The sequence below is a fragment of the Streptococcus sp. oral taxon 431 genome, from assembly GCF_023110115.1.
GTDB lineage: Bacteria > Bacillota > Bacilli > Lactobacillales > Streptococcaceae > Streptococcus.
In genome coordinates, this window is sequence record NZ_JALDVP010000004.1 from 104,909 (window position 1) to 128,242 (window position 23,334).

The 23,334-nt window shown below is 33.8% G+C and carries 21 protein-coding genes and 3 tRNA genes; 16 read left to right on the forward strand and 8 right to left on the reverse strand.

Going from position 1 to position 23,334, the window contains the following annotated elements:
- Window positions 1-56 precede the first annotated feature (56 nt).
- The gene (locus M1F91_RS06695) at window positions 57-2,711 is read right to left on the reverse strand and encodes a YhgE/Pip domain-containing protein (protein ID WP_247913087.1); all 2,655 of its coding nucleotides are present in this window, start codon (window positions 2,709-2,711) and stop codon (window positions 57-59) included.
- Between the two features lie 128 nt (window positions 2,712-2,839).
- Here M1F91_RS06695 and M1F91_RS06700 point away from each other — a divergent pair, with 128 nt between their 5' ends.
- Window positions 2,840-3,382 (forward strand): TetR/AcrR family transcriptional regulator, encoded by a 543-nt coding sequence (locus M1F91_RS06700; protein ID WP_004250951.1) that lies wholly within the window; start codon window positions 2,840-2,842, stop codon window positions 3,380-3,382.
- A gap of 39 nt (window positions 3,383-3,421) precedes the next feature.
- On the opposite strand, the gene M1F91_RS06705 is transcribed toward M1F91_RS06700, so the two are convergent.
- From M1F91_RS06705 to rlmH, 7 genes are all read right to left on the reverse strand, one after another.
- Window positions 3,422-3,495 (reverse strand) — tRNA-Asn (locus tag M1F91_RS06705).
- Window positions 3,496-3,500: 5 nt separating this feature from the next.
- Window positions 3,501-3,572 (reverse strand) — tRNA-Glu (locus M1F91_RS06710).
- A 51-nt stretch (window positions 3,573-3,623) separates the two neighbouring features.
- Window positions 3,624-4,376 (reverse strand): LytTR family DNA-binding domain-containing protein, encoded by a 753-nt coding sequence (comE, locus tag M1F91_RS06715; protein WP_247913088.1) that lies wholly within the window; start codon window positions 4,374-4,376, stop codon window positions 3,624-3,626.
- Entirely contained in the window at window positions 4,373-5,692 is a 1,320-nt protein-coding gene (gene comD / locus M1F91_RS06720; protein WP_247913089.1) for a GHKL domain-containing protein, read from the reverse strand. The genes comE and comD overlap by 4 nt, the downstream gene beginning before the upstream one ends.
- A 17-nt stretch (window positions 5,693-5,709) precedes the next feature.
- Window positions 5,710-5,835 (reverse strand): competence-stimulating peptide ComC, encoded by a 126-nt coding sequence (gene comC, locus M1F91_RS06725; protein WP_247913090.1) that lies wholly within the window; start codon window positions 5,833-5,835, stop codon window positions 5,710-5,712.
- 164 nt (window positions 5,836-5,999) lie between these two features.
- Window positions 6,000-6,073: transfer RNA gene (locus M1F91_RS06730), tRNA-Arg, on the reverse strand.
- A gap of 41 nt (window positions 6,074-6,114) precedes the next feature.
- The gene (gene rlmH, locus M1F91_RS06735; RefSeq protein WP_247913091.1) at window positions 6,115-6,594 is read right to left on the reverse strand and encodes a 23S rRNA (pseudouridine(1915)-N(3))-methyltransferase RlmH; all 480 of its coding nucleotides are present in this window, start codon (window positions 6,592-6,594) and stop codon (window positions 6,115-6,117) included.
- 183 nt (window positions 6,595-6,777) lie between these two features.
- Between rlmH and M1F91_RS06740 the strand changes: the two genes are divergently transcribed.
- From M1F91_RS06740 to ftsH, 15 genes are all read left to right on the forward strand, one after another.
- Complete coding sequence (locus M1F91_RS06740; RefSeq protein WP_247913092.1) at window positions 6,778-7,953, forward strand: S1C family serine protease; 1,176 nt, start codon at window positions 6,778-6,780, stop codon at window positions 7,951-7,953.
- A 56-nt stretch (window positions 7,954-8,009) separates the two neighbouring features.
- Complete coding sequence (locus M1F91_RS06745) at window positions 8,010-8,771, forward strand: ParB/RepB/Spo0J family partition protein (protein WP_247913093.1); 762 nt, start codon at window positions 8,010-8,012, stop codon at window positions 8,769-8,771.
- A 212-nt stretch (window positions 8,772-8,983) separates the two neighbouring features.
- Entirely contained in the window at window positions 8,984-10,342 is a 1,359-nt protein-coding gene (gene dnaA / locus M1F91_RS06750) for a chromosomal replication initiator protein DnaA (protein ID WP_004250937.1), read from the forward strand.
- Between the two features lie 158 nt (window positions 10,343-10,500).
- Window positions 10,501-11,637: a DNA polymerase III subunit beta gene (gene dnaN, locus M1F91_RS06755; protein ID WP_006154821.1), complete on the forward strand. Its 1,137-nt coding sequence runs from the start codon at window positions 10,501-10,503 to the stop codon at window positions 11,635-11,637.
- Window positions 11,638-11,703: 66 nt separating this feature from the next.
- Window positions 11,704-11,898, forward strand: coding sequence for a DUF951 family protein (locus M1F91_RS06760; protein WP_004250933.1), 195 nt, complete (start codon window positions 11,704-11,706; stop codon window positions 11,896-11,898).
- An 84-nt stretch (window positions 11,899-11,982) separates the two neighbouring features.
- Window positions 11,983-13,098, forward strand: a complete 1,116-nt coding sequence (ychF, locus tag M1F91_RS06765) for a redox-regulated ATPase YchF (protein WP_247913094.1) — start codon at window positions 11,983-11,985, stop codon at window positions 13,096-13,098.
- A 72-nt stretch (window positions 13,099-13,170) separates the two neighbouring features.
- On the forward strand, window positions 13,171-13,740 hold the full coding sequence (pth, locus tag M1F91_RS06770; protein ID WP_247913095.1) for an aminoacyl-tRNA hydrolase: 570 nt from the start codon (window positions 13,171-13,173) through the stop codon (window positions 13,738-13,740).
- A complete protein-coding gene (mfd, locus tag M1F91_RS06775) occupies window positions 13,733-17,236 on the forward strand; it encodes a transcription-repair coupling factor (protein ID WP_247913103.1) in 3,504 nt (1,167 codons plus the stop codon). The genes pth and mfd overlap by 8 nt, the downstream gene beginning before the upstream one ends.
- Before the next feature lie 66 nt (window positions 17,237-17,302).
- Window positions 17,303-17,569, forward strand: coding sequence for an RNA-binding S4 domain-containing protein (locus M1F91_RS06780; RefSeq protein ID WP_049494651.1), 267 nt, complete (start codon window positions 17,303-17,305; stop codon window positions 17,567-17,569).
- The gene (locus M1F91_RS06785) at window positions 17,562-17,930 is read left to right on the forward strand and encodes a septum formation initiator family protein (protein WP_004250925.1); all 369 of its coding nucleotides are present in this window, start codon (window positions 17,562-17,564) and stop codon (window positions 17,928-17,930) included. The genes M1F91_RS06780 and M1F91_RS06785 overlap by 8 nt, the downstream gene beginning before the upstream one ends.
- A gap of 6 nt (window positions 17,931-17,936) precedes the next feature.
- A complete protein-coding gene (locus M1F91_RS09125) occupies window positions 17,937-18,059 on the forward strand; it encodes an SP_0009 family protein (protein WP_004250924.1) in 123 nt (40 codons plus the stop codon).
- Window positions 18,052-19,320 carry a serine hydrolase gene (locus M1F91_RS06790; protein WP_247913096.1) on the forward strand — a complete coding sequence of 423 codons (1,269 nt, stop codon included), beginning with the start codon at window positions 18,052-18,054 and terminating at the stop codon, window positions 19,318-19,320. Before M1F91_RS09125 ends, M1F91_RS06790 begins: the two co-directional genes overlap by 8 nt.
- On the forward strand, window positions 19,317-20,594 hold the full coding sequence (gene tilS / locus M1F91_RS06795) for a tRNA lysidine(34) synthetase TilS (RefSeq protein WP_247913097.1): 1,278 nt from the start codon (window positions 19,317-19,319) through the stop codon (window positions 20,592-20,594). The genes M1F91_RS06790 and tilS overlap by 4 nt, the downstream gene beginning before the upstream one ends.
- A gap of 4 nt (window positions 20,595-20,598) precedes the next feature.
- Window positions 20,599-21,141, forward strand: a complete 543-nt coding sequence (gene hpt, locus M1F91_RS06800) for a hypoxanthine phosphoribosyltransferase (protein WP_006149113.1) — start codon at window positions 20,599-20,601, stop codon at window positions 21,139-21,141.
- A 16-nt stretch (window positions 21,142-21,157) separates the two neighbouring features.
- Complete coding sequence (gene ftsH / locus M1F91_RS06805) at window positions 21,158-23,116, forward strand: ATP-dependent zinc metalloprotease FtsH (protein ID WP_036756480.1); 1,959 nt, start codon at window positions 21,158-21,160, stop codon at window positions 23,114-23,116.
- Window positions 23,117-23,334 lie beyond the last annotated feature (218 nt).

Genomic DNA, 23,334 nt, shown 5'->3' on the forward strand with positions numbered 1-23,334 from the left:
ATAAATTCTTGACAAGATTTATGCACATAAAAAATCGACCAAATTGGTCGATTTTTTTAATCTTCTTCCATTTTTTTAGGTTGATAAGCTAGCATACCTAATCCTATGAATAAAACCAAAGTTACGAGAAGGAAAATTACCTGATAATGAACATTCCCTGTCATAGAAATCGTTTGTCTCAATCCTGAAACTGAATAACTCATTGGTAACCAAGGATTAACAGCCTTAAAGAAATCATTAGTCAAAGCAAGCGGATAAGTTCCTGCACTTGATGCTAATTGTAATAATAGTAAAATAAGAGAGAAGAAAGCACCTAAGCGACTATTCCATGTCGTTAACGCGGTTACCATACACATAAAGGTCAAACTTGCGATGATGATTAAGAACAAGGTTCTCATTTCATGATTTGCCGTTAGACCGATAAGATGAACTCCTCCATAGACTAAGACAGCTGCTAAAACAGCTATAACTCCATTTATTTCGAAACGAGATTTAACCCAAGCCCAACGACTTTCAGGATGACGACCTGAAGGTAACTTAGCAAAAATCATATTTGTTGATAACGCAGCAACAAAGAGGGCCACAGATATCATATAAGGAGCCATAGCAATCCCATTTACAGGAACCTGATCATTGTCTGTTTTTGAAAGACTCAAGGGCTCAGATAATACTTCTGCATTATTAGACTCTGTTGATGCTGTTTTTAGTTGATTGCTAGCAGTGTTCAATCCGTGTTCTAGTCTAGTAGCTCCTACTTGTAAACTTTCAATACCAGCAGTTAAAGTTGTTCCACCATCTGCTAGTTTTCCAGCACCATCAGCAATTTTCACTGCTCCACTTCCTAACTGAGAGCTAGCTGAAAGCAATTGATTTGATTTGTCTGTTAATTGACTAGAACCTAGCTGTATCTTATCAAGTCCAGCAATTAAATCTGAACTCTTACTGTTTAATTGATTAGAACCAGATGAGAGTTTTTCGATACCTGTTACTAATTCTGGAGTTTTCCCAGCTAGCGAATCCAAACCAGTTGTCAAGGTTGAAGAGTTTTTTGTCAACTTACTTGATCCAGAAACCAATTGATCCAAACTTGTTGTTAAAGTTGTATTCTTTTCACTTAGTTGGTTTACACCTAAAGAAATAGTATCCAACCCTTTAGTATAATCATTAACTCCATTTTCAATCGATTGACTTCCAGGAACTAACTGATTATCTACAGCATTTTGCAACTGTGTAAATCCACTTGACATAGATGTCAAGGAACTAGACGCCACAGGTAATACTTGATTTGCTTTAGTCTGTAAAGTAGAAAGATTAGAGACTGGTTGGTTTACACTCCCCAAATTTTCTTTTAAATCTCCTACCGTCGTTAAAATTGCTTTTGCTGACTCTATCGTAGAATTAGAATTATTTGAAACAGCTGCAGTCAGTTCTTGCTTCTGAGTATCAGTAAGAGATTGATAAGTTGCTGTTGCTTGAAGATTGGTAAGAGTTTTCTCTTGCTCTGTTTGACTATTAGTCACAATAGTTTGAGCAAGAGTAGATATATTCGTTAAATCATTAGATATTGTACTTTTAAGTTCAGTATTATCTGAAATAGTTACAGCTTGAAGTGCTTTATTCAATTCATCTAAACTAGTTGCTAATTGAGTGATTTCCTCTTTTTGTTGAGATGAAGTATTCAATTGAGTCGAAATTTCTTTAATCCCTTTATTTAATTGGGTAATACCGTCTCTCAATGTATCTGATTGACTAGATAATTGATTTGCCCCAATAGATAGTTTGTCAACACCGCTTGTGTAAGCATTGACACCAACTGAAAATTGATTGAGACCTGTATTCAGTTGCGAAACTCCTCCTACATATGACTTCATTCCAGTATTTAGCTGATTGACACCTGCTACTAATTCTGGAGTCTTGGAAGATAATTGATTAAGTCCAGTGTCAACCTGTGAAACTGCACTTGTATAGTTCTGTAAACCATCATTAAATGTACCTAAACCACTATTCAGTTGCTTTACTCCTGTTACATACGTTGTCAACCCTTTTGTAAATTGATTTGTGCCATCAGAAAAGGTTAAACTTGAACTAGCTAAAGTATCAAGATTAGAAGACAATGTCTGACTTCCTACAGCTAACTGACTAGCCCCATTGGCCAATTGTTCACTTCCATCAGCTGCCTTCGTTAAACCAGATTTTAAATCTCCCATCTTTTGAAATAAAGCTTTCGTATAGGTTTCGGTTACATTAGCAGAAACATTTTGTTTTAACTGTGTCATGGCAGAATCACTCATCTTACTAGCAATGAAACTATGCCCGCTAGAAGTTTGATAGTTAATATTCATTTGTTCTGGGTGATCTGATAGAATAGAAGCAGCCTTTTCAGATAAGTCACTTGGTAAAGTTACTACCATATAGTAATCACCGTCTTCTAGACCCTTCTTACCTTCTTCTTCACTGACAAAATGAAAATCTAATGATTTATTTTGCTCTAAATTGGACACCATGTCTTTTCCAATAGTCATTGTGTTTCCATTATAAGATGCTTCTTTATCATTATTAACGACCGCTACAGGCAACTCAGATAATTGGCCATATGGATCCCACATAGATGATAAAAATATGATGTTGTATAAAGCAGGAATAAGAGAAATCCCTATCATTACAATGATAAAGGTTGGTTTTTTAAAAATTGCTTTCCATTCTTTAAACATATTGTCTCCTTTTTTACACATATTGTCTAAAATTTTGATATAATAGATTATACATTAAAAATTCTTATTTACAAGTCAAAATTATCATTTTTAGACACTGAGTCTATTTTTGTTCACAAGGAGGAACTATGAAAGAGAGCAACAAACGCTTAAAAACCAAACGTACTATTGAGAACGCCATGGTTCAATTATTAACGGAACAACCATTTGATCAAATTAGCACTATTAAGCTGGCAGAAAAAGCCGGAATTAGTCGTTCTAGTTTTTATACTCATTACAAAGATAAGTATGATATGATTGAACATTACCAAAGTAAGCTTTTTCATACCTTTGAGTATATTTTCCAAAAACACGCAAACCATAAAAGAGATGCTATTCTAGAAGTGTTTGAATACTTAGAGTCTGAACCTTTACTAGCTGCTCTTCTATCTGAAAATGGTACAAAAGAGATACAAAACTTCCTGAGAAATAAACTTCACATTATGCTTAGCACTGACCTCCAAAAACGCTTTATGCAATTAAATTTAAACAATATTGAGTTAGAGTATAGCAGTATTTATCTAACAAACGCTCTATTTGGTGTATGCCAAACCTGGATTGCTCATGGAAAAAAAGAAAGTCCACAAGAAATGACAAATTTTCTTATGAAAATGTTGGGAGATGCAAATTAGAGACAAAAAAAGAACACCAATGGTGTTCTTTTTGTTTAACTCCGCCAGTAGGACTCGAACCTACGACATCATGATTAACAGTCATGCGCTACTACCAACTGAGCTATGGCGGATAATATAGTCCGTACGGGATTCGAACCCGTGTTACCGCCGTGAAAAGGCGGTGTCTTAACCCCTTGACCAACGGACCATCTATCTGTAGCAGATATAACCATTATATCAATTTATTACTAATTGTCAATCACTTTTTAGATTTTTTCTCCAGAATATCTCTTAATTTCCGTACCTTTAGACGGGTAATTGGACAACGATGATCCTCATAAAAAACCACTTCTAAATTTTTTCGATCAATTTCCCTAATATTTCCTACATTGACAAGAAATGATTTATGAGCAGAATAAAATCTTTGAGTATCTTTATCTTTTTCTTGAATATCCGCCATAGTACCATAAAATTCTTTGGCAAAATTCTTACCAATAATCCTTAACTTATGAGATACTCCTGTTGTTTCAATATATAAAATATCATGGTAGGGAATTTTCAAATCATTTCCCTTGTAATTATAGTCAAAATAATCCACAACATCTTTATTTTCAAGCAGCATACTTTTGGTATATAAGATACTCTGTTCGATACGTTTTTTAAATAATTCATCATTGATATCTTTATCAACAAAATCCAAGGCTGATACTTGATATTTGTAAGTTAAGATAGCAAATTCTGATCTACTAGTGATAAATACGATAATTGCATAGGGGTTGTGACGACGAATAAACTGTGCTACCTCAAATCCTTTTTTCTCAACGCCATGAATATCAATATCTAGAAAATAAAGCTGGTTTACTTCATCATTTTCGATATATTCCTTAAATTCTCGTTCTTTACCTGTTGTTTTATAAGAAATAGGAATATTCAATTCCTTTGAAATTTCATCCAAGGTTCTTTCTAATCTGACTTGATGTTGAATAACATCTTCTAAAATTAATACTTTCATTCAAACTCTCTCTTAAATCTAACAATCTGTCTAAACTTACTATCTTCCATCTCTGTCTCTAAAATGATATTTTCATACTTATCCAAAATCTCTTTGACATTATTAAGACCAATTCCTCTATTTCTACCTTTAGTAGAAAAACCTAGTTCAAACAAGTCTTCTGAAGGCGTCATAGTAATTTTACACGAATTTTGAATCACGATAACTGTTTCTAAATCCATCTTAATCACTGCAACCTCCATTTGTTTCGAGTAACTTTCTGCAGCACCTTCGACAGCGTTGTTCAACAAAACACTCATAATACGCACAAGATCAAGCAAATCAATTGACAACCTTGTGATAATATCCTTTACTTCTAGTGTAAACTCTACGTCATTATTTCTGGCATATACAATAGATTGAGCAATCAAACTTCGTAAAGCTGAGTCTTCTATGTTGTTTAAGTCAAAGTATGTATACTTATCTGAACGTAATTTTTGATTAGCTTTGACTAGAACTTCATTGTAAACTCTGTCAATTTCCTGTAAATCACTACTGTCAATTGCCATTTGCATACTAACAAGCATACCTGCATAATCATGCCGAAAACCACGAATTTCATTATACAAACCAACAATTTCATCTGTATAAGTCTGTAAATGTTCTTGTTCAAATTTTTTCTGTTTTAGGGCAATTTCTTTTTCAACCCGTACCTTATGAGAATTCATAGCAAAGAAGATTAGTAGTAAACAAATAAAGACAATTGTTGCTAAAATACTACCAAAACTATTAAAATGCGCATGAGTACTCACCATATCTGAAATGAATGATAGAATATGTAAAGTAAAGAAAGCAAGTATAACTTTTTTTAAAAATGGATAAAGGTAATCTTTGTCAAAATAATTAAGTTCAAGATGAAAATAAGTAATAATTTTTTTAATAATAAAATAAGTTATTAATAAAACTACTACAAAAAACAAATCTTCATATTTTGTTACAAAAGAATCACCTGTTATAGAAGATATGGTTACTGCTATAAAAGTATGAGTACTATGATATAGTAAAGACAATAGCAGACTGATAAATATCCCCTTATACTTATTGTATCTCTTTAATTTTATCAGGTAAATGGAAATAAGTAATGGAAATAAAAATTTAGATATACCAAAGCCACCTAAGTTTAATAGACTAATAAATTCCTCAAGTAATAACACTGAAATAAGTGTATAACATAGAAAAATAAATTGTTCTTTTCTAGTTACTTTACATATCCGTCTATAACTTTTGCTAATTATAAAAAAATAGAAAATAGCTATAAATAATCCAAATAAATCCATTACTCTTTACCTTTTATTTATTTTTTCTTTGGAAATATAAGTTCACGTATTGAGCCTAAAAATCTCCAATCCCCACCTTGGATTTCCTGTAATTCTTTTTCTGTAAGTTTTTTGAACTGCTCTAATTTAACTGTTTTTTCCATATTAAATTCTCCTTTATTGTTTTTTTCTTGTAAATTAACTTACAAAACTATTATACAAAACGGAGTCTGTTTTAAAACATTTCATTCTCAACTGCACATTTTTGTACCTGAACTGTTAATTTTTACAAAAAACGCTGGGTTTCCCCAGCGTTAAATCTAGTATATGATCCCAGCAGGATTCGAACCTGCGACCGTTCGCTTAGAAGGCGAATGCTCTATCCAGCTGAGCTATGAGACCTAACTAGTTTATCTTATCAAAATAATCGAGAATAGTCAATCCTATTTATGATAAGGAGAACCTTGTTGGATGGTAAAGGCTCGGTATATCTGTTCTACAAGAACTAGACGCATTAATTGATGCGGAAGAGTCAGTCTACCAAAACTAAGGGATAGATTCGCTCGATTTTTTACTTGAGGAGAAAGACCCAGACTCCCACCAATCACAAATGTTAAGGTTGAATAACCATTAATAGATGCTTGTTCTAACTGTTTACTGAATTCTTCAGAAGACAAGGTTTTCCCTTCAATAGCTAAAACGACAACAAATTCTCTATCCCCAATTTTGGAAAGAATTCGATTTCCCTCTAAATCTAAGATTTTTTCATTTTCTGAATCGCTAGCACGATCTGGTGTCTTCTCATCAGCTAATTCAACCATTTCGACAGTAGCAAAACGAGAAATTCTCTTAGAATACTCAGCAATTCCATCTTTGAGATACTTTTCTTTTAGTTTTCCAACTGTTACAATTTTAATTTTCATGCTTCTATTTTATCACAATCGTATTTTATTCACATCTTATTCACAAATAAAAACAGGGAAAATAGTGATAAATTCACAAGTTTTTAACAATTTTCCACAGATTGTGAAAAATTTAAACTTTTTTAAGTTAGGATTAAGTTAATAATTTTATAATTTTATAAAATAAATTTGGAGGATTCTTCTATGAAGAAAAACTTAAAAAAATGTGGACAACTTTTATTAGTCATTCTCATTAGCTTTTTTAGTGGTATTTTAGGTACTTTTACAACATTGCAGCTCAGTCAAAAACAAAATAGTGGTACGACAACTACCACTACTGTCAGTAAGACAGCTGTAAAAAATGAAAACTCAATTACACAAGCAGTCGATAAAGTTAAGGACGCAGTTGTCTCTATTATCACTTACTCAGGAAATTCCCAAAGTAGTTTTGTTGGATCTGATGATACTGATACAGATTCGAATACTGAACAAGTTAACAGTGAAGGTTCTGGGGTTATCTATAAAAAAGATGATAATAATGCCTACCTCGTGACCAATACTCACGTTATTAACGGAGCTAAAAAACTTGACATTCGTTTAGCTGACGGAACAAAAGTTCCTGGTGAAATCGTTGGTTCTGATACCTATTCCGATATTGCAGTAGTAAAAATTTCTTCAGAAAAGGTTTCTACAGTAGCTGAGTTTGGTGACTCAAGTCAATTAGCTGTTGGAGAAACAGCTATCGCAATCGGTAGTCCTTTAGGTTCAGAATATGCAAATACAGTTACACAAGGGATTGTATCAAGCTTGAATAGACACGTTTCTTTAAAATCTGAAGATGGTCAAGCTATTTCAACAAATGCTATCCAAACAGATACAGCCATTAACCCTGGTAACTCTGGAGGTCCTTTGATTAATATCCAGGGACAAGTTATCGGTATTACATCAAGTAAAATCGCCTCTAATGGTGGAACATCCGTAGAAGGTCTTGGTTTTGCTATTCCTGCAAATGATGTTAAGAATATTATCAAACAGTTGGAAAAAGATGGAAAAGTAACTCGACCAGCTCTTGGTATCCACATGGTTAATTTGACAAACCTTAGCACTGCCGATCTACAAAAATTAAAACTTCCTGACAACGTTACTTCTGGTGTAGCTGTTCGATCTGTTCAAAAGAACATGCCTGCAAATGGACATTTACAACAATATGATGTTATCACAAAAATAGATGATACTAAGATTTCATCTACAACTGAATTACAAAATGCTCTATATAGCCACTCTATTGGAGATGAAATGACTGTAACTTATTACCGTAATGGTAAAGAAGAAACAACTAAAATCAAGTTGGACAAGAGTACTAGTGATTTAAATCAATAGTTTACAGTTTTGTAAACTAACTTTACAGAATATCAAAGTTATGATACTGTAGAAGCATGGAAGAATTTAAACTCATTCGTATTAGTGATATTCAAAAAAATCCCTATCAACCTCGTAAAGAATTCTCAAAAGAAAAAATTCAAGAACTTGCCCAATCTATTAAAGAAAATGGTTTAATTCAACCCATTATTGTCCGTCAATCTCCAGTTATCGGATATGAAATTCTAGCTGGAGAAAGACGGTATCGGGCATCTATAGAAGCTGGGCTATCAGAAGTTCCTGTAATCATCAAAAAATTATCTGATCAGGATATGATGGTTCACTCAATCATTGAAAATTTACAACGAGAAGACTTAAATCCGATTGAAGAAGCAAAAGCTTATCAATCTTTAATTGATAAAGGATATACTCATGCAGACATTGCTGAAAAAATGGGGAAATCACGCCCTTATATCACTAATCTTGTTCGATTGCTAACGCTCCCTGATTTTATTTTAAAAGAAGTAGAAACTGGAAAATTGTCTCAAGCACATGCTAGACTTCTAATCCAACTACCTTTGAAAGAACAAAAAAATTTACTCAATCGCATTCAGAAAGAGGATTTATCAGTTCGGCAGGTGGAACATCTACTTAAAGAAGAAAAAAATAAGAAGAAAAGCAAAGAAAAAGATCACTTTATCAAAGAAGAAGAAGAAAATTTGAAAAAATTGTTGGGATTAGATGTCCAAATCGTCCTTCAAAAAAAAGAGGCAGGAAAAATAACTATCTCTTTTCATAATCAAGAAGAATACCAACGTTTTATTAACAGCCTGAAATAAGGCTGTTATTTTATTTTTCTAAACTCACATACTTTTCCACTGGATTAGTATAGAAAAAGTCTATTAAATCAAAATCTAAACCTTTTATCCACAAGTTGTGGATAAATCTTTCAAACATTGTGGATTGTTTTTCACAAGTTGTGGAAAAATTGCTTGCTATGTGATAAAATAGTGTTTAAGATTACACCATTTAGAAAAGGAGGAGTTTGTTGTTGAAAGAAAAACAATTTTGGAATCAGATTTTAGAATTAGCTAAAGAGAGATTGACACGATCAATGTTTGATTTCTACGCAACACCTGCTGAATTAATAAAGGTTGAGGGAAATGTAGCTACCATATTTTTGCCAAGATCTGAAATGGAAATGGTTTGGAGTACAAAACTCAATGATATTATTGTAGCTGTCGGTTTTCAAATCTATGACACTGAAATAAAAGCTCAATATGTATTGACTAAAGAAGATTCTAATACCTCCGATATAGCAAGCAATGTTGAAAATAGTAATCATCAACAGGAAGAAATTAAAAAATCTATACCCTATTCAGAAACAGGATTAAGAGACATCTATACTTTTGATAATTTTATCCAAGGTGATGGAAATATTTGGGCTAAGTCTGCTGCTTTAGCCGTCTCGGAAGATCCTGGACTAACTTATAATCCTCTGTTTATATATGGAGGACCTGGTCTAGGTAAAACTCACTTGCTCAATGCTTTGGGGAACGAAATTCTCAAAAAAAATCCTAATGCGCGTGTAAAATATATTCCTGCTGAAAGTTTTATTAATGAATTTTTAGATCATTTAAGACTCAATGATATGGATAATTTTAAAAAAACCTATCGAAGTCTAGATCTCCTTCTTATTGATGACATTCAATCTCTTAGTGGAAATAAAGTACAAACTCAGGATGAATTTTTCAATACATTTAACAAACTTCACAGTAATAATAAACAGATCGTTTTAACGAGTGACCGTAGGCCAGAACAACTAGAAAATCTACCTGAACGACTTGTCACGCGCTTCTCATGGGGATTAACAACGGATATTACTCCACCTGATTTCGAAACTCGTATCGCTATCCTAAATAGTAAAACAGAGGATTTAGATTATCATTTTCAACCTGACACAATCGAATATTTGGCTGGCCAGTTTGATTCAAATGTACGTGAATTAGAAGGTGCGCTCAAAGATATTAGTCTCATGGCTAAAGTCAAACAAATCAACACTATAACTGTGGATATTGCATCTGAGGCTATACGTGCTAGAAAACAAAGCGTCAGCACCATGATCGTCATTCCGATTGAAAAAATCCAAGAGGAAGTCGGAAAATTTTATGATGTGAGCGTTAAGGAGATGAAGGGAACTAGACGTGTTCAGAATATTGTTCTAGCTCGCCAAGTTGCTATGTACCTAGCTAGAGAATTAACTGATAACAGTCTTCCAAAAATCGGAAAAGAATTTGGTGGTAAAGATCATACAACCGTCATTCATGCTCATGCAAAAATCAAATCTATGATTGAAACTGATGATAAATTACGTATAGAAATCGAAACCATCAAAAAGAAAATCAAATAACTTGTGGATAAGTGTTTAAAATTTTACTGATTTATTAACAAATTTTAAACAAGTATAACTTCTTGATTTTTCTAAACTAAACTTGGTTTTCCACAGATTTCACACAGCCTACTATTACTATTAACCTTCTAATAATAAAAATAAATAAAGGAGATTCCATGATTCATTTTTCTATTAATAAAAATTTATTCCTGCAATCATTAAATATTACAAAACGTGCTATTAGTTCAAAAAATGCTATTCCTGTTTTATCAACTATTAAAATTGATGTGACTAACGAAGGAATTACATTAATTGGATCAAATGGTCAAATTTCAATTGAGAATTTCATTTCTCAAAAAGATGAAAATGCAGGTCTTTTGATTAACTCTTTAGGATCAATTCTTTTAGAAGCTTCTTTCTTTATCAATGTTGTTTCTAGTCTTCCAGATGTGACTCTTGATTTCAAAGAGATTGAACAACATCAAATTGTACTAACAAGTGGAAAATCAGAAATTACTCTGAAAGGAAAAGACAGCGAACAGTATCCACGTATTCAGGAAATTGCAGCAAGTAATCCTCTAGTTCTTGAAACAAAACTTCTTAAGAAGATTATCAACGAAACTGCTTTTGCTGCTAGTGTACAAGAAAGCCGTCCAATCTTGACTGGTGTACACTTTGTCCTAAGTAATCATCAAGAATTGAAAACAGTAGCAACAGACTCACATCGTCTCAGCCAGAAAAAATTAACTCTTGAAAAAAATAGTGATAATTTTGATGTTGTTATCCCAAGTCGCTCTCTACGCGAATTTTCAGCTGTTTTTACGGACGATATCGAAACAGTAGAGATTTTCTTCGCAAACAACCAAATTCTCTTTAGAAGCGAAAATATTAGCTTCTATACACGTCTCTTAGAAGGTAATTATCCTGATACAGATCGTCTGATTCCAACAGATTTTAATACGACAGTGACTTTTGATGTTGTGAATCTACGTCAATCTATGGAACGTGCACGTCTTTTATCAAGTGCTACTCAAAATGGAACTGTAAAATTAGAAATCAAACAAGGAGTAGTTACAGCTCATGTAAATTCTCCAGAAGTTGGTAAAGTAAACGAAGAAATTGATACAATTGCTGTATCTGGTGAAGATTTAACTATTAGCTTTAACCCAACTTACTTGATTGAAGCACTAAAAGCCTTGAATAGTGAAAAGGTAACAATCAGCTTCATTTCAGCAGTTCGTCCATTTACCTTGGTACCAGCTGATACAGATGAAGATTTCATGCAACTGATTACACCAGTTCGTACAAATTAATGGAAAGAGGTTGAGCCTAGCTCACCTCTTTTATGATATAATCAGAAATATGAAAAGGAGAGTAGTATGTATCAAGTTGGAAATTTTGTTGAAATGAAAAAACCACACGCTTGTACAATCAAGTCTACAGGTAAAAAAGCCAATCGTTGGGAAATTACACGTCTAGGTGCAGATATCAAAATAAAATGCAGTAATTGTGATCATGTTGTCATGATGAGTCGCTATGATTTTGAAAGAAAAATGAGTAAAATTATCGACTAAATGCAAGGAGTTAGAGGGTTAGCAAGTTTTCCCTTTTTGTGTTATAATATTGAAGATTGAAATGTGAACGGAGAATGAGAAATTATGGCTTTAACAGCAGGTATCGTGGGTTTGCCAAACGTTGGTAAATCAACCCTATTTAATGCAATTACAAAAGCAGGAGCAGAGGCTGCAAACTATCCATTTGCAACTATTGACCCAAACGTTGGGATGGTAGAAGTTCCAGATGAACGTCTACAAAAATTGACTGAAATGATTACTCCTAAGAAGACAGTCCCAACAACCTTTGAATTTACAGATATTGCAGGGATTGTAAAAGGTGCATCAAAAGGAGAAGGTCTCGGTAATAAATTCTTGGCCAATATCCGTGAAGTTGATGCCATTGTCCATGTAGTTCGTGCCTTTGATGATGAAAATGTCATGCGTGAGCAAGGTCGTGAAGATGCTTTTGTAGATCCATTAGCAGATATTGATACCATTAACCTAGAATTGATTCTTGCTGACTTAGAATCTGTTAATAAACGCTATACGCGTGTGGAAAAGATGGCACGTACACAAAAAGATAAGGAGTCAGTTGCAGAATTTAATGTACTTCAAAAGATTAAACCTGTCCTTGAAGATGGGAAATCAGCTCGTACTATTGAATTTACAGATGAAGAGCAAAAGGTTGTCAAAGGTCTTTTCCTTTTGACCACGAAACCAGTTCTTTATGTAGCTAACGTTGATGAGGATGTTGTTGGAGACCCAGATTCTATTGATTATGTGAAGCAGATTCGTGAATTCGCAGCAACAGAAAATGCAGAGGTAGTGGTGATTTCTGCGCGTGCTGAAGAAGAAATTTCTGAGTTAGACGATGAAGATAAAAAAGAGTTTCTTGAAGCTATAGGTTTGACAGAATCTGGTGTGGATAAGTTGACTCGTGCTGCTTACCATCTACTTGGACTTGGAACTTACTTCACAGCTGGTGAAAAAGAGGTTCGTGCTTGGACCTTTAAACGTGGCATGAAAGCTCCTCAAGCAGCTGGTATCATCCACTCTGACTTCGAAAAAGGTTTTATTCGTGCAGTAACTATGTCTTATGATGATTTGATTAAATACGGATCTGAAAAGGCGGTAAAAGAAGCTGGACGCTTACGAGAAGAAGGAAAAGAATATGTCGTTCAAGATGGCGATATTATGGAATTCCGCTTTAACGTATAATCAACATTTTTAATAGTGTCAATTAGGTTGGAAAAAAATTCCAACCCTTTTGGCTTTTGAAAGGAAATTTAAATGACAAAATTACTTGTAGGATTGGGAAATCCAGGGGATAAATATTTTGAGACAAAGCATAATGTTGGTTTTAAGTTAATTGACCAACTAGCAAAAAAACAGAATGTATCCTTTACACACGATAAGATATTCCAAGCTGAATTAGCTTCATTTTTCCTTAATGGTGAAAAAATTTATCTAGTGAAACCAACAACTTTTATGAATGAAAGTGGGAAAGCAGTTCATGCTTTATTAACCTATTATGGTTTAGATATCGAAGATTTACTGATTATTTACGATGATCTTGACATGGAAGTAGGAAAAATTCGACTTCGCGCTAAAGGATCAGCTGGCGGTCATAATGGTATCAAGTCAATTATTCAACATATTGGTACACAGGTTTTCAATCGTGTAAAGATTGGTATCGGTAGACCTAAAAAAGGAATGTCTGTTGTTCAACACGTTTTGAGTAAATTTGACAAGGATGACTATATAGGTATTTTACAGTCTATTGACAAGGTTGACGATGCTGTAAATTATTATTTACAAGAGAAAAACTTTGAAAAAACAATGCAGAAATACAATGGGTAAGGGAATGTCATTAATCGAATTCTTTTTAGAGAACAAGCAGATACAATTATGGGATGAGCATTTATCTCTCAAGCAGAGGGAATTACTACTAGGTCTCTCTGGTTCAGCAAAGTCTTTAGCTATTGCAAGTAGTGTTAAATATCAGAACAAGATTTTAGTAATGACATCTACTTATGGAGAAGCTGAGCGTCTAGTAAATGATTTAATTTCTATCCTGGGTACTGATATGGTTTATCCATTTTTAGTAGATGATTCACCAATGGTAGAATTTTTAGTATCATCTCAAGAAAAGATTTTTTCAAGAGTTGAAGCCTTGCGTTTTCTAAGAGATAAATCTCAAAAAGTAATACTAGTTTGTAACATGGCAGCTAGCCGTTTATTCTTACCAGATCCTCAAGTCTTTGATAACAGTGTGTTAAAACTTGAAGTTGGCGAAGAATGTGAACAAAGAGAATTAAAAAATCAATTGATTTCACTTGGTTATAAAAAAGTTACTCAAGTTCAAAGTCAAGGTGAATTTAGTCTTCGAGGGGATATTTTAGATATCTTTGAAACTTCACAACTATCTCCTTACCGAATAGAATTTTTTGGTGATGAAATAGATGGGATTAGAGAATTCGACGCAGATACACAATTATCAAAAGAAAGTCGTTTAGAAATTTCTATATATCCAGCTAGTGACATTTTATTAACTGTTGAAGATTACAATCGTGGTCAACAATTCTTAGAACATGAGATTGATAAAACTATTTCACCTACATTAAAGTCGTACCTAGAAGAAGTTTTTAGTTGTGCAAAAGAGCAAGTTCTTCATGCTGATATTCGTAAATTTTTGTCTGTTTTTTATAAAAAACAGTGGACCTTGATTGACTACTTGAACCAAGCACCTATTATCTTTGATGATTTTCAAAAAATCATGAATCAGTATGATATTTTTGATAAGGAAACAGCTGGCTACTTTACAGAGGATTTACACAACAGTAAAGCTGTATCAAGTTTACAATATTTTGCTGATGTAGAAAGTCAGTTTAAAAAATATTTACCAGCCAGCTTCTTTTCTAATTTTCAAAAGGGACTTGGAAATCTAAAATTTGATCATCTTTATCAATTTAATCAATATCCTATGCAAGAATTCTTCAATCAGTTTTCTTTTCTGAAAGAAGAAATTGAACGCTATAAAAAATTAAAATATACGATTGTTCTTCAATCAAGCAGCCAAACAGAACTAAAAAAACTGTCAACGATTCTTGATGAATATAGCATTAAAGTTGACAATAGTAATCAAAGTGAAATCTGTAAAGGAACTGTCAATCTTGTTGAAGGAAACCTTCGTCATGGTTTTCATTTTGTGGATGAGAATCTTGTATTCATCACTGAATATGAAATTTTCAAAAAGAAGATTAAACGCAAATACAGAAGACAAAATATTAGCAATGCTGAAAGATTAAAGGATTATAGTGAACTCCAAAAAGGAGATTATGTTGTTCATCAAATTCATGGGATTGGTCAATATTTAGGAATCGAAACGATTGAACTCAAAGGGATTCACCGAGATTATGTAAGTATCCAATATCAAAATGGAGATCGAATTTCTATCCCTGTAGAACAAATCCAAACCTTATCTAAGTATGTTTCAAGTGACGGTAAGGCTCCAAAGTTAAACAAATTAAACGATGGACGTTTTAAAAAAGCTAAGCAAAAAGTTAAAAATCAAGTTGAAGACATTGCAGATGACTTAATTAAGTTATATGCAGAGAGGAGTCAACTTGAAGGTTTTGCATTTTCAAAAGATGATGAAGATCAGGTTGCTTTTGATGAGGCTTTCCCTTATGTTGAAACTGAAGATCAACTTCGAAGTATCGAAGAAATTAAGAAAGATATGCAGGCTTCTCAACCAATGGATCGACTTTTAGTTGGAGATGTTGGTTTCGGTAAGACTGAGGTGGCCATGCGAGCTGCTTTTAAGGCTGTCAACAATCATAAACAGGTTGTTGTTTTAGTACCAACCACAGTTCTTGCTCAGCAACATTATAGTAATTTCAAGGAAAGATTTGAGCAGTTTGCTGTCAACGTAGATGTTTTGAGTCGTTTTAGAAGTAAAAAAGAGCAGACTGAAACACTTGAAAAATTAAAAAAAAGCCAAGTTGATATCCTGATAGGAACCCATCGAGTTTTGTCTAAAGATGTTGAATTTGCTGATTTAGGCTTGATCATCATCGATGAGGAACAACGTTTTGGTGTCAAACATAAGGAAGCTTTGAAGGAATTAAAAAAGAAGGTTGATGTCTTAACTTTGACAGCTACACCAATTCCTCGAACTCTACATATGTCTATGCTAGGTATTCGAGATTTATCTGTCATCGAAACTCCCCCAACCAATCGATATCCTGTACAAACCTATGTCCTTGAACAGAATGATCGTGTCATTCGAGATGCTGTATTGAGAGAAATTGATCGTGGTGGTCAGGTTTACTATCTTTACAATAAAGTTGACACGATTGAAAAGAAGGTTTCAGAGTTACAAGAACTGATTCCAGAAGCTTCTATTGGTTTTGTTCATGGTCAAATGAGTGAAATTCGTTTGGAGAACACACTACTTGATTTCATTGAAGGTGAATATGATATTTTAGTAACCACGACAATCATTGAAACAGGGGTAGACATTCCAAATGCCAATACCTTGTTTATCGAAAATGCAGACCACATGGGATTGTCAACCTTATATCAACTTAGAGGTCGGGTTGGTCGTAGTAATCGTATTGCTTATGCCTATCTTATGTATCGACCAGATAAATCATTGACAGAAGTTTCTGAGAAGAGATTGGAGGCAATTAAAGGTTTTACTGAATTGGGTTCTGGTTTCAAAATTGCCATGCGTGATTTGTCTATCCGTGGAGCGGGTAATCTTTTAGGTAGTTCACAGTCCGGTTTTATTGATTCAGTTGGTTTTGAATTGTACTCTCAGTTACTAGAAGAAGCAATTGCTAAGAAAAATGGAACTGACAAGAAACGTGAAAAAGGAAATGCTGAGTTAATTCTACAAATTGATGCTTATCTTCCGGATGAGTACATTGCAGATGAACGACATAAAATTGAAATTTACAAGAGAATTCGTCAAATTGACAACCGTGTCAACTACGAAGAATTACAAGATGAGTTGATAGACCGATTTGGAGAGTATCCAGATGTAGTTGCTTACCTCTTAGAAATTGGATTAGCTAAAGCTTATCTTGATAAAGTTTTTGTCAATCGTGTTGAAAGAAGAAATGATAAACTTGTTATTCAATTTGAAAAAATATCTCAACAATTATTCTTAACTCAAGATTATTTCCAAGCCCTTTCACAGACAAATTTGAAGGCTAATATTTCTGAAAATCAAGGTTTAATCGAAGTTGTATTTGATATTCGAAATAAAAAAGATTATGAGATTTTAGAAGGACTCTTAACCTTTGGAGAATCATTAGCGAAGATAAAAGACTTAAAAGAGTCACATTAGGGGTTATCTTTTTTCTTCTATAAAAGGAATAAAAATGGTACAATAATAATTTGAGGTATTAATAAGATGAGATTAGATAAATATTTAAAAGTATCACGAATTATTAAACGCCGTACAGTGGCTAAGGAAGTTGCAGATAAGGGGCGAATTAAGGTAAACGGTATCCTTGCTAAAAGTTCAACTGACTTAAAAATCAATGATCAGGTTGAAATTCGCTTTGGAAATAAATTGTTGCTTGTAAAAGTGTTGGAAATGAAAGATAGCACTAAAAAAGAAGACGCAGCTGGAATGTATGAAATTATCAGTGAAACAAGGGTAGAAGAAGATGTATAAAAAAATAGTCCAAATGAATAATTCATTTATTCAAAATGAACACCAACGACGTAAATACATGATGGAAGAACGTCAAAAACGTAATCGTTTTATGGGTTGGGTTTTGATTTTGATTATGTTGCTATTCATCTTACCAACTTACAATTTAGCACAAAGTTACCAACAATTACTAACACGTCGCCAGCAACTAGCTGATTTGAAAAAACAATATCAGGACTTGAGCGATGAAAAGGATAAAGAAGCTAGTTTAGCAACTAAGCTAAAAGATGAATCCTATGCGGCTAAATATTCCCGTGCAAAATATTATTATTCAAAAACATGGGAGGAAGTTTATACAATTCCGGACTTACTTCCTAGGTAATGCGAAATGGAAAATTTATTAGATATTATCGAAAAATTTTTAAGTCAGTCAGATGAAAAATTAGATGAGTTAGCTCAAAAGAATCATCTGTTACGACTACAAGAAGAAGAGGGGAAAAAGAATGCGTAAATTTTTAGTGATCTTACTACTTCCTATTTTCCTAAAAAGCGTTCAAGTAGTAAGCACTGAGAATCCAGTTATCATTCCAAAACAAGAAGTTTATTCTTTAACTCATACTCCATATCATTTTTATTATCAAGATATTATAGAATCTCCAAAATTTTATGGTGAGACGCCAGTTTATTCTACAGAAGACCTGATTAAAGAATCAGGAAAAGTCAATGCGGAAACAAAATTATCTGTTTTAGAATGGCGATTAAATAAACAAGGACAGCCTGTCTTTAAATTGTCAAATAATCAATTTGTAATGGCTGATAAACGACTTTTATACGATAGTTCCATCGTAAACGATTTTTCTAAACGAGTATGGCTAGAACCAGGATTTGTCGTTTATAATAGTCCTTATGATCAACAAGAATTAAAGTCTACTTTAGCGCCTTATAAAGAAGTTGAAGCAGATATGTCTATTTTTGCTGAAGGTCGTGAATTCTTACATATCAAGCAAACGGGCTGGATTTCGACGGATTATATTTCCGATGATGATAATCGTATTCAGAAAGTACAAGAGTTGCTATCTGCGAATTATCAAAATGAACAGTTCTCTATTTATATTAAACAATTGAGTACAGGTAAGGAAGCTGGCATTAATGAAAATAAAAAAATGTACGCTGCTAGTGTTATGAAATTACCTTATCTTTATTCTGTTCAGGAAAAAATCAATCAAGGTGATTACCAACTTGACACGAAATTGAAGTATGTTTCCGAAGTTAATGATTTCCCTGGTTCTTATAAACCGGAAGGAAGCGGAAGTCTCCCTAAAACAGCGGACAATAAAGAATACACAATCAAAGATTTAATCACAAAAACTGCAAAAGAATCTGACAATGTAGCTCATAATATTCTTGCTTATTATATTACGAATAAATCAGATGAAGCCTTTAAAAAAGAAATGGCTACTATCGCAGGTGAAGAGTGGAATGTGACAGATAAGATGGCTTCAGCTAAAATGGCTGGTCAAGTTATGGAATCTATTTATAATCAAAATGGTTTTGTTTTAGAATCTCTTTCACAAACATCATTTGATAATCAGCGGATTGCTAAGAATATTTCTGCTAAGGTAGCTCATAAAATTGGGGATGCAGATGAATTTAAACACGATGTGGGAATAGTCTATACAGACTCTCCTTTCGTTATTTCAATTTTTACCAAAAATTCTGATTACGATACCATTTCTAAAATTGCTAAGGATGTCTACGAGGTCCTAAAATGAGAGACCGAGATTTTTTAAATCATTTTCTAGAAAAAGGTTACTTTGAAGGACATTCAAGAGTTGTGCTAGCCTTGTCTGGTGGATTGGATTCGATGTTTCTCTTTCATCTCCTTTCAACCTATCAAGAAGAACTTGGGATTGAATTGTTTTTAGCTCATGTAAATCATAAACAAAGACCAGAGTCAGATAAGGAAGAAAATGAATTAAGAAAAATAGCTGAACAAGCTGGAGTTCCAATTTATGTAGCTTGTTTTACTGGAGATTTTTCAGAAGCTAATGCTCGTCAATTTCGCTATGAATTTTTTAGAGAAGTGATGGAGAAAACGTCATCTACAGCTCTTGTAACAGCTCATCATGCAGATGATCAAGTTGAGACAATCTTTATGCGATTGATTAGAGGTGTTAGACTACACCATTTATCAGCTATTAAAGAAAGACAAATGTTTGATAAGGGAGAGTTGATTCGTCCTTTGTTGTCTTTTTATAAGAAGGATTTTCCTGAAATTGAGCATTTTGAAGATCCAACGAATAAAGAAAATCACTATCTTCGCAATCGTATTCGCAACCTCTATCTGCCACAGTTAGAAAAAGAAAATGTTCAGGTAAAAAAAGCAATTTTAGAGTTTGGAAAAGAAGTTTCTGACTATCAAATTGCTCTGGCTGAATTATCTCAAGCGGTTGATGTGGAAGATTTAACTCAGTTTTTATCTTTTTCCGAAGCAACACAAAGAGTTTTACTACAACAATACCTTCGTCGTTTTGCTGATTTAAATGTAACAAGAGAACAATTTCAAGAAATTCATCATATTTTAAAAACTAAGAGTCAATATCGCCATAATATAAAAAATGGTTATGAACTTATAAAAGAATACCAGCACTTTCAAATTGGTAAAATCAGACCAAAGTCTGATGAAAAAAGTAGTGAGTGTGTGTTAAACTATCAAAATCAAGTTTATTATGAAGGTTTTCTATTTTCATTTGGAATTCCTCTAAAAGGTGAAAATGTTCAACAAATAAATGTTTCCCGTGAAACATCATTGATTTTGCGGCATCGACAGCTAGGTGATTATTTGATAATAAATGGTCATCGAAAAAAAGTAAGGCGACTTTTTATTGATTTAAAAATACCTGCAGAAAAACGAAAAAATGCGATTATTGTTGAGCAATTTGGACAAATTTATTCAATTTTAGGAATCGAACTCAGTGATTTGAGTATAAAAATGAAAAATGATATAATGAACACTGTACTTTATATAGAAAAAATAGATAGGTAAAATCATGTTAGAACAAGATATCAAGAAGATTTTGATTTCACAAGATGAAATTACAGAAGCAGCTAAGAAGTTAGGTGCTCAATTGACAAAAGATTACGAAGGGAAGAATCCAATTCTAGTTGGAATCTTAAAAGGATCTATTCCTTTTATGGCAGAACTAGTCAAATATATCGATACTCATCTTGAAATGGATTTTATGATGGTTTCTAGTTACCATGGTGGAACTGTAAGTAGTGGTGTCATTAATATCAAACAAGATGTCACTCAAGATGTTAAAGGTAGACACATTGTCTTTGTAGAAGATATTATTGATACTGGACAAACATTAAAAAGTTTGAGAGATATGTTTACTGCTAGAGAAGCAGCGTCTGTTAAGATTGTTACTATGCTGGATAAACCAGAAGGACGTACTGTAGAAATTGAAGCAGATTATACATGTTTTACAATTCCAAATGAATTCGTTGTAGGCTATGGTTTAGACTATAATGAAAATTATCGTAACCTTCCTTATGTAGGCGTATTGAAAGAGGAAGTTTACTCAAAATAGAAGGGTAAGTTGTTGAATGCAAAAACAAAATAATGGTTTTATAAAAAATCCATTTCTTTATTTGTTGATGATTTTCTTGCTAGTAACGGGATTCCAGTACTTTTTTGCTGGGAGAGCTGCTGGGCACAGTCAACAAATTAAATACTCAGAATTGGTGCAGGAAATCACTAATGACAATGTAAAAGAAATAACCTATCAACCAAGTGGTAGTGTTATTGAAGTGTCTGGTGTCTATAAAACTGCTAAAACAGAAAAACCGGAAACAGGTATTCAGTTTTTCACACCTTCTGCAACAAAAGTAGAAAAATTTACAAGTATAATTCTTCCATCGGATACTACTGTAGCAGATTTGCAAAAACTAGCTGGTGAACACCAAACACAAGTTGAAGTCAAGCACGAAAGCTCAAGTGGTATGTGGATTAACATCCTAGTTTCGGTAGTGCCATTTGCCATTTTATTCTTCTTCCTATTTTCTATGATGGGAAATATGGGAGGAAATAGCGGACGCAATCCGATGAGCTTTGGACGCAGTAAAGCTAAGGCTGCTAATAAGGAAGATATCAAAGTACGTTTTTCAGATGTAGCAGGAGCTGAAGAAGAAAAACAAGAACTTGTTGAAGTTGTTGAATTCTTGAAAGATCCAAAACGCTTTACAAAATTAGGCGCTCGTATCCCAGCTGGTGTTCTCTTAGAAGGACCTCCGGGAACTGGTAAAACATTACTTGCTAAAGCAGTAGCAGGAGAAGCTGGAGTACCGTTCTTTAGTATTTCAGGTTCTGACTTCGTAGAAATGTTCGTCGGTGTCGGTGCCAGCCGTGTACGTTCACTCTTTGAGGACGCTAAAAAAGCAGCACCAGCTATTATCTTCATTGATGAAATTGATGCCGTTGGTCGTCAACGTGGTGTCGGTCTTGGTGGAGGCAATGATGAACGTGAACAAACTTTGAACCAACTCTTGATTGAAATGGATGGTTTTGAAGGAAATGAAGGGATCATTGTCATTGCGGCAACGAACCGTTCAGATGTTCTAGATCCAGCTCTTCTTCGTCCAGGTCGTTTTGACAGAAAAGTATTGGTTGGTCGTCCAGATGTTAAAGGACGCGAAGCAATTCTGAAAGTCCATGCTAGAAATAAACCTCTAGCAGAAGATGTGGATTTGAAGTTAGTAGCACAACAAACTCCAGGTTTTGTTGGTGCTGATTTAGAAAATGTATTGAACGAAGCGGCATTAGTTGCTGCCCGTCGCAATAAATCAGTCATTGATGCTTCTGATATTGATGAGGCGGAAGATCGCGTTATTGCAGGGCCTTCTAAGAAAGATAAAACTGTTTCCCAAAAAGAACGTGAAATGGTGGCTTATCATGAAGCCGGGCACACTATCGTAGGGTTAGTCTTATCAAATGCGCGTGTCGTTCATAAGGTAACAATTGTTCCTCGTGGTCGAGCTGGTGGGTACATGATTGCTCTTCCAAAAGAAGATCAAATGTTGCTATCTAAAGAAGATATGAAAGAACAATTAGCTGGTTTGATGGGTGGACGTGTTGCTGAAGAAATCATCTTTAATGTCCAAACAACAGGTGCATCAAACGACTTTGAGCAAGCTACACAAATGGCGCGTGCAATGGTTACAGAGTACGGTATGAGTGAAAAACTTGGACCTGTTCAATACGAAGGAAATCATGCAATGTTTGGTGCTCAAACTCCACAAAAATCTATTTCAGAGCGTACAGCTTATGAAATTGACGAAGAAGTTCGAGCATTGTTGAATGAAGCACGTAATAAAGCAGCTGAAATTATTCAATCAAATCGTGAAACGCATAAATTAATTGCAGAAGCCTTATTGAAATATGAAACATTGGATAGTACACAAATCAAATCTCTTTATGAAACAGGGAAAATGCCTGAATCAGTAGAAGAGGAATCACGTGCCCTATCATATGATGAAGTCAAATCAAAAATGGCTGAAGAAAACTAAAATATTAGTAGACGAGATACAAGAGAGGATACTATTATATCCTCTCTTTCTTATTTATAAAAACTAATCTATGAAAAAGCAGTAAAAAATTTCAGAAAAAACAAATCAAACTAGTTGACAAGATTCTAAAAGTAGGTATAATAGAAAGAGTTGACAAGCTCAGGGTCCGTTGGTCAAGGGGTTAAGACACCGCCTTTTCACGGCGGTAACACGGGTTC

Excerpts from the sequence above, each read along its gene's own strand:
- M1F91_RS06695 (WP_247913087.1), bottom strand. The coding sequence starts at position 2,711 with ATGTTTAAAGAATGGAAAGCAATTTTTAAAAAACCAACCTTTATCATT.
- M1F91_RS06700 (WP_004250951.1), top strand. The coding sequence starts at position 2,840 with ATGAAAGAGAGCAACAAACGCTTAAAAACCAAACGTACTATTGAGAAC.
- comE (WP_247913088.1), bottom strand. The coding sequence starts at position 4,376 with ATGAAAGTATTAATTTTAGAAGATGTTATTCAACATCAAGTCAGATTA.
- comD (WP_247913089.1), bottom strand. The coding sequence starts at position 5,692 with ATGGATTTATTTGGATTATTTATAGCTATTTTCTATTTTTTTATAATT.
- comC (WP_247913090.1), bottom strand. The coding sequence starts at position 5,835 with ATGGAAAAAACAGTTAAATTAGAGCAGTTCAAAAAACTTACAGAAAAA.
- rlmH (WP_247913091.1), bottom strand. The coding sequence starts at position 6,594 with ATGAAAATTAAAATTGTAACAGTTGGAAAACTAAAAGAAAAGTATCTC.
- M1F91_RS06740 (WP_247913092.1), top strand. The coding sequence starts at position 6,778 with ATGAAGAAAAACTTAAAAAAATGTGGACAACTTTTATTAGTCATTCTC.
- M1F91_RS06745 (WP_247913093.1), top strand. The coding sequence starts at position 8,010 with ATGGAAGAATTTAAACTCATTCGTATTAGTGATATTCAAAAAAATCCC.
- dnaN (WP_006154821.1), top strand. The coding sequence starts at position 10,501 with ATGATTCATTTTTCTATTAATAAAAATTTATTCCTGCAATCATTAAAT.
- M1F91_RS06760 (WP_004250933.1), top strand. The coding sequence starts at position 11,704 with ATGTATCAAGTTGGAAATTTTGTTGAAATGAAAAAACCACACGCTTGT.
- ychF (WP_247913094.1), top strand. The coding sequence starts at position 11,983 with ATGGCTTTAACAGCAGGTATCGTGGGTTTGCCAAACGTTGGTAAATCA.
- pth (WP_247913095.1), top strand. The coding sequence starts at position 13,171 with ATGACAAAATTACTTGTAGGATTGGGAAATCCAGGGGATAAATATTTT.
- mfd (WP_247913103.1), top strand. The coding sequence starts at position 13,733 with ATGGGTAAGGGAATGTCATTAATCGAATTCTTTTTAGAGAACAAGCAG.
- M1F91_RS06780 (WP_049494651.1), top strand. The coding sequence starts at position 17,303 with ATGAGATTAGATAAATATTTAAAAGTATCACGAATTATTAAACGCCGT.
- M1F91_RS06785 (WP_004250925.1), top strand. The coding sequence starts at position 17,562 with ATGTATAAAAAAATAGTCCAAATGAATAATTCATTTATTCAAAATGAA.
- M1F91_RS09125 (WP_004250924.1), top strand. The coding sequence starts at position 17,937 with ATGGAAAATTTATTAGATATTATCGAAAAATTTTTAAGTCAGTCAGAT.
- M1F91_RS06790 (WP_247913096.1), top strand. The coding sequence starts at position 18,052 with ATGCGTAAATTTTTAGTGATCTTACTACTTCCTATTTTCCTAAAAAGC.
- tilS (WP_247913097.1), top strand. The coding sequence starts at position 19,317 with ATGAGAGACCGAGATTTTTTAAATCATTTTCTAGAAAAAGGTTACTTT.
- hpt (WP_006149113.1), top strand. The coding sequence starts at position 20,599 with ATGTTAGAACAAGATATCAAGAAGATTTTGATTTCACAAGATGAAATT.
- ftsH (WP_036756480.1), top strand. The coding sequence starts at position 21,158 with ATGCAAAAACAAAATAATGGTTTTATAAAAAATCCATTTCTTTATTTG.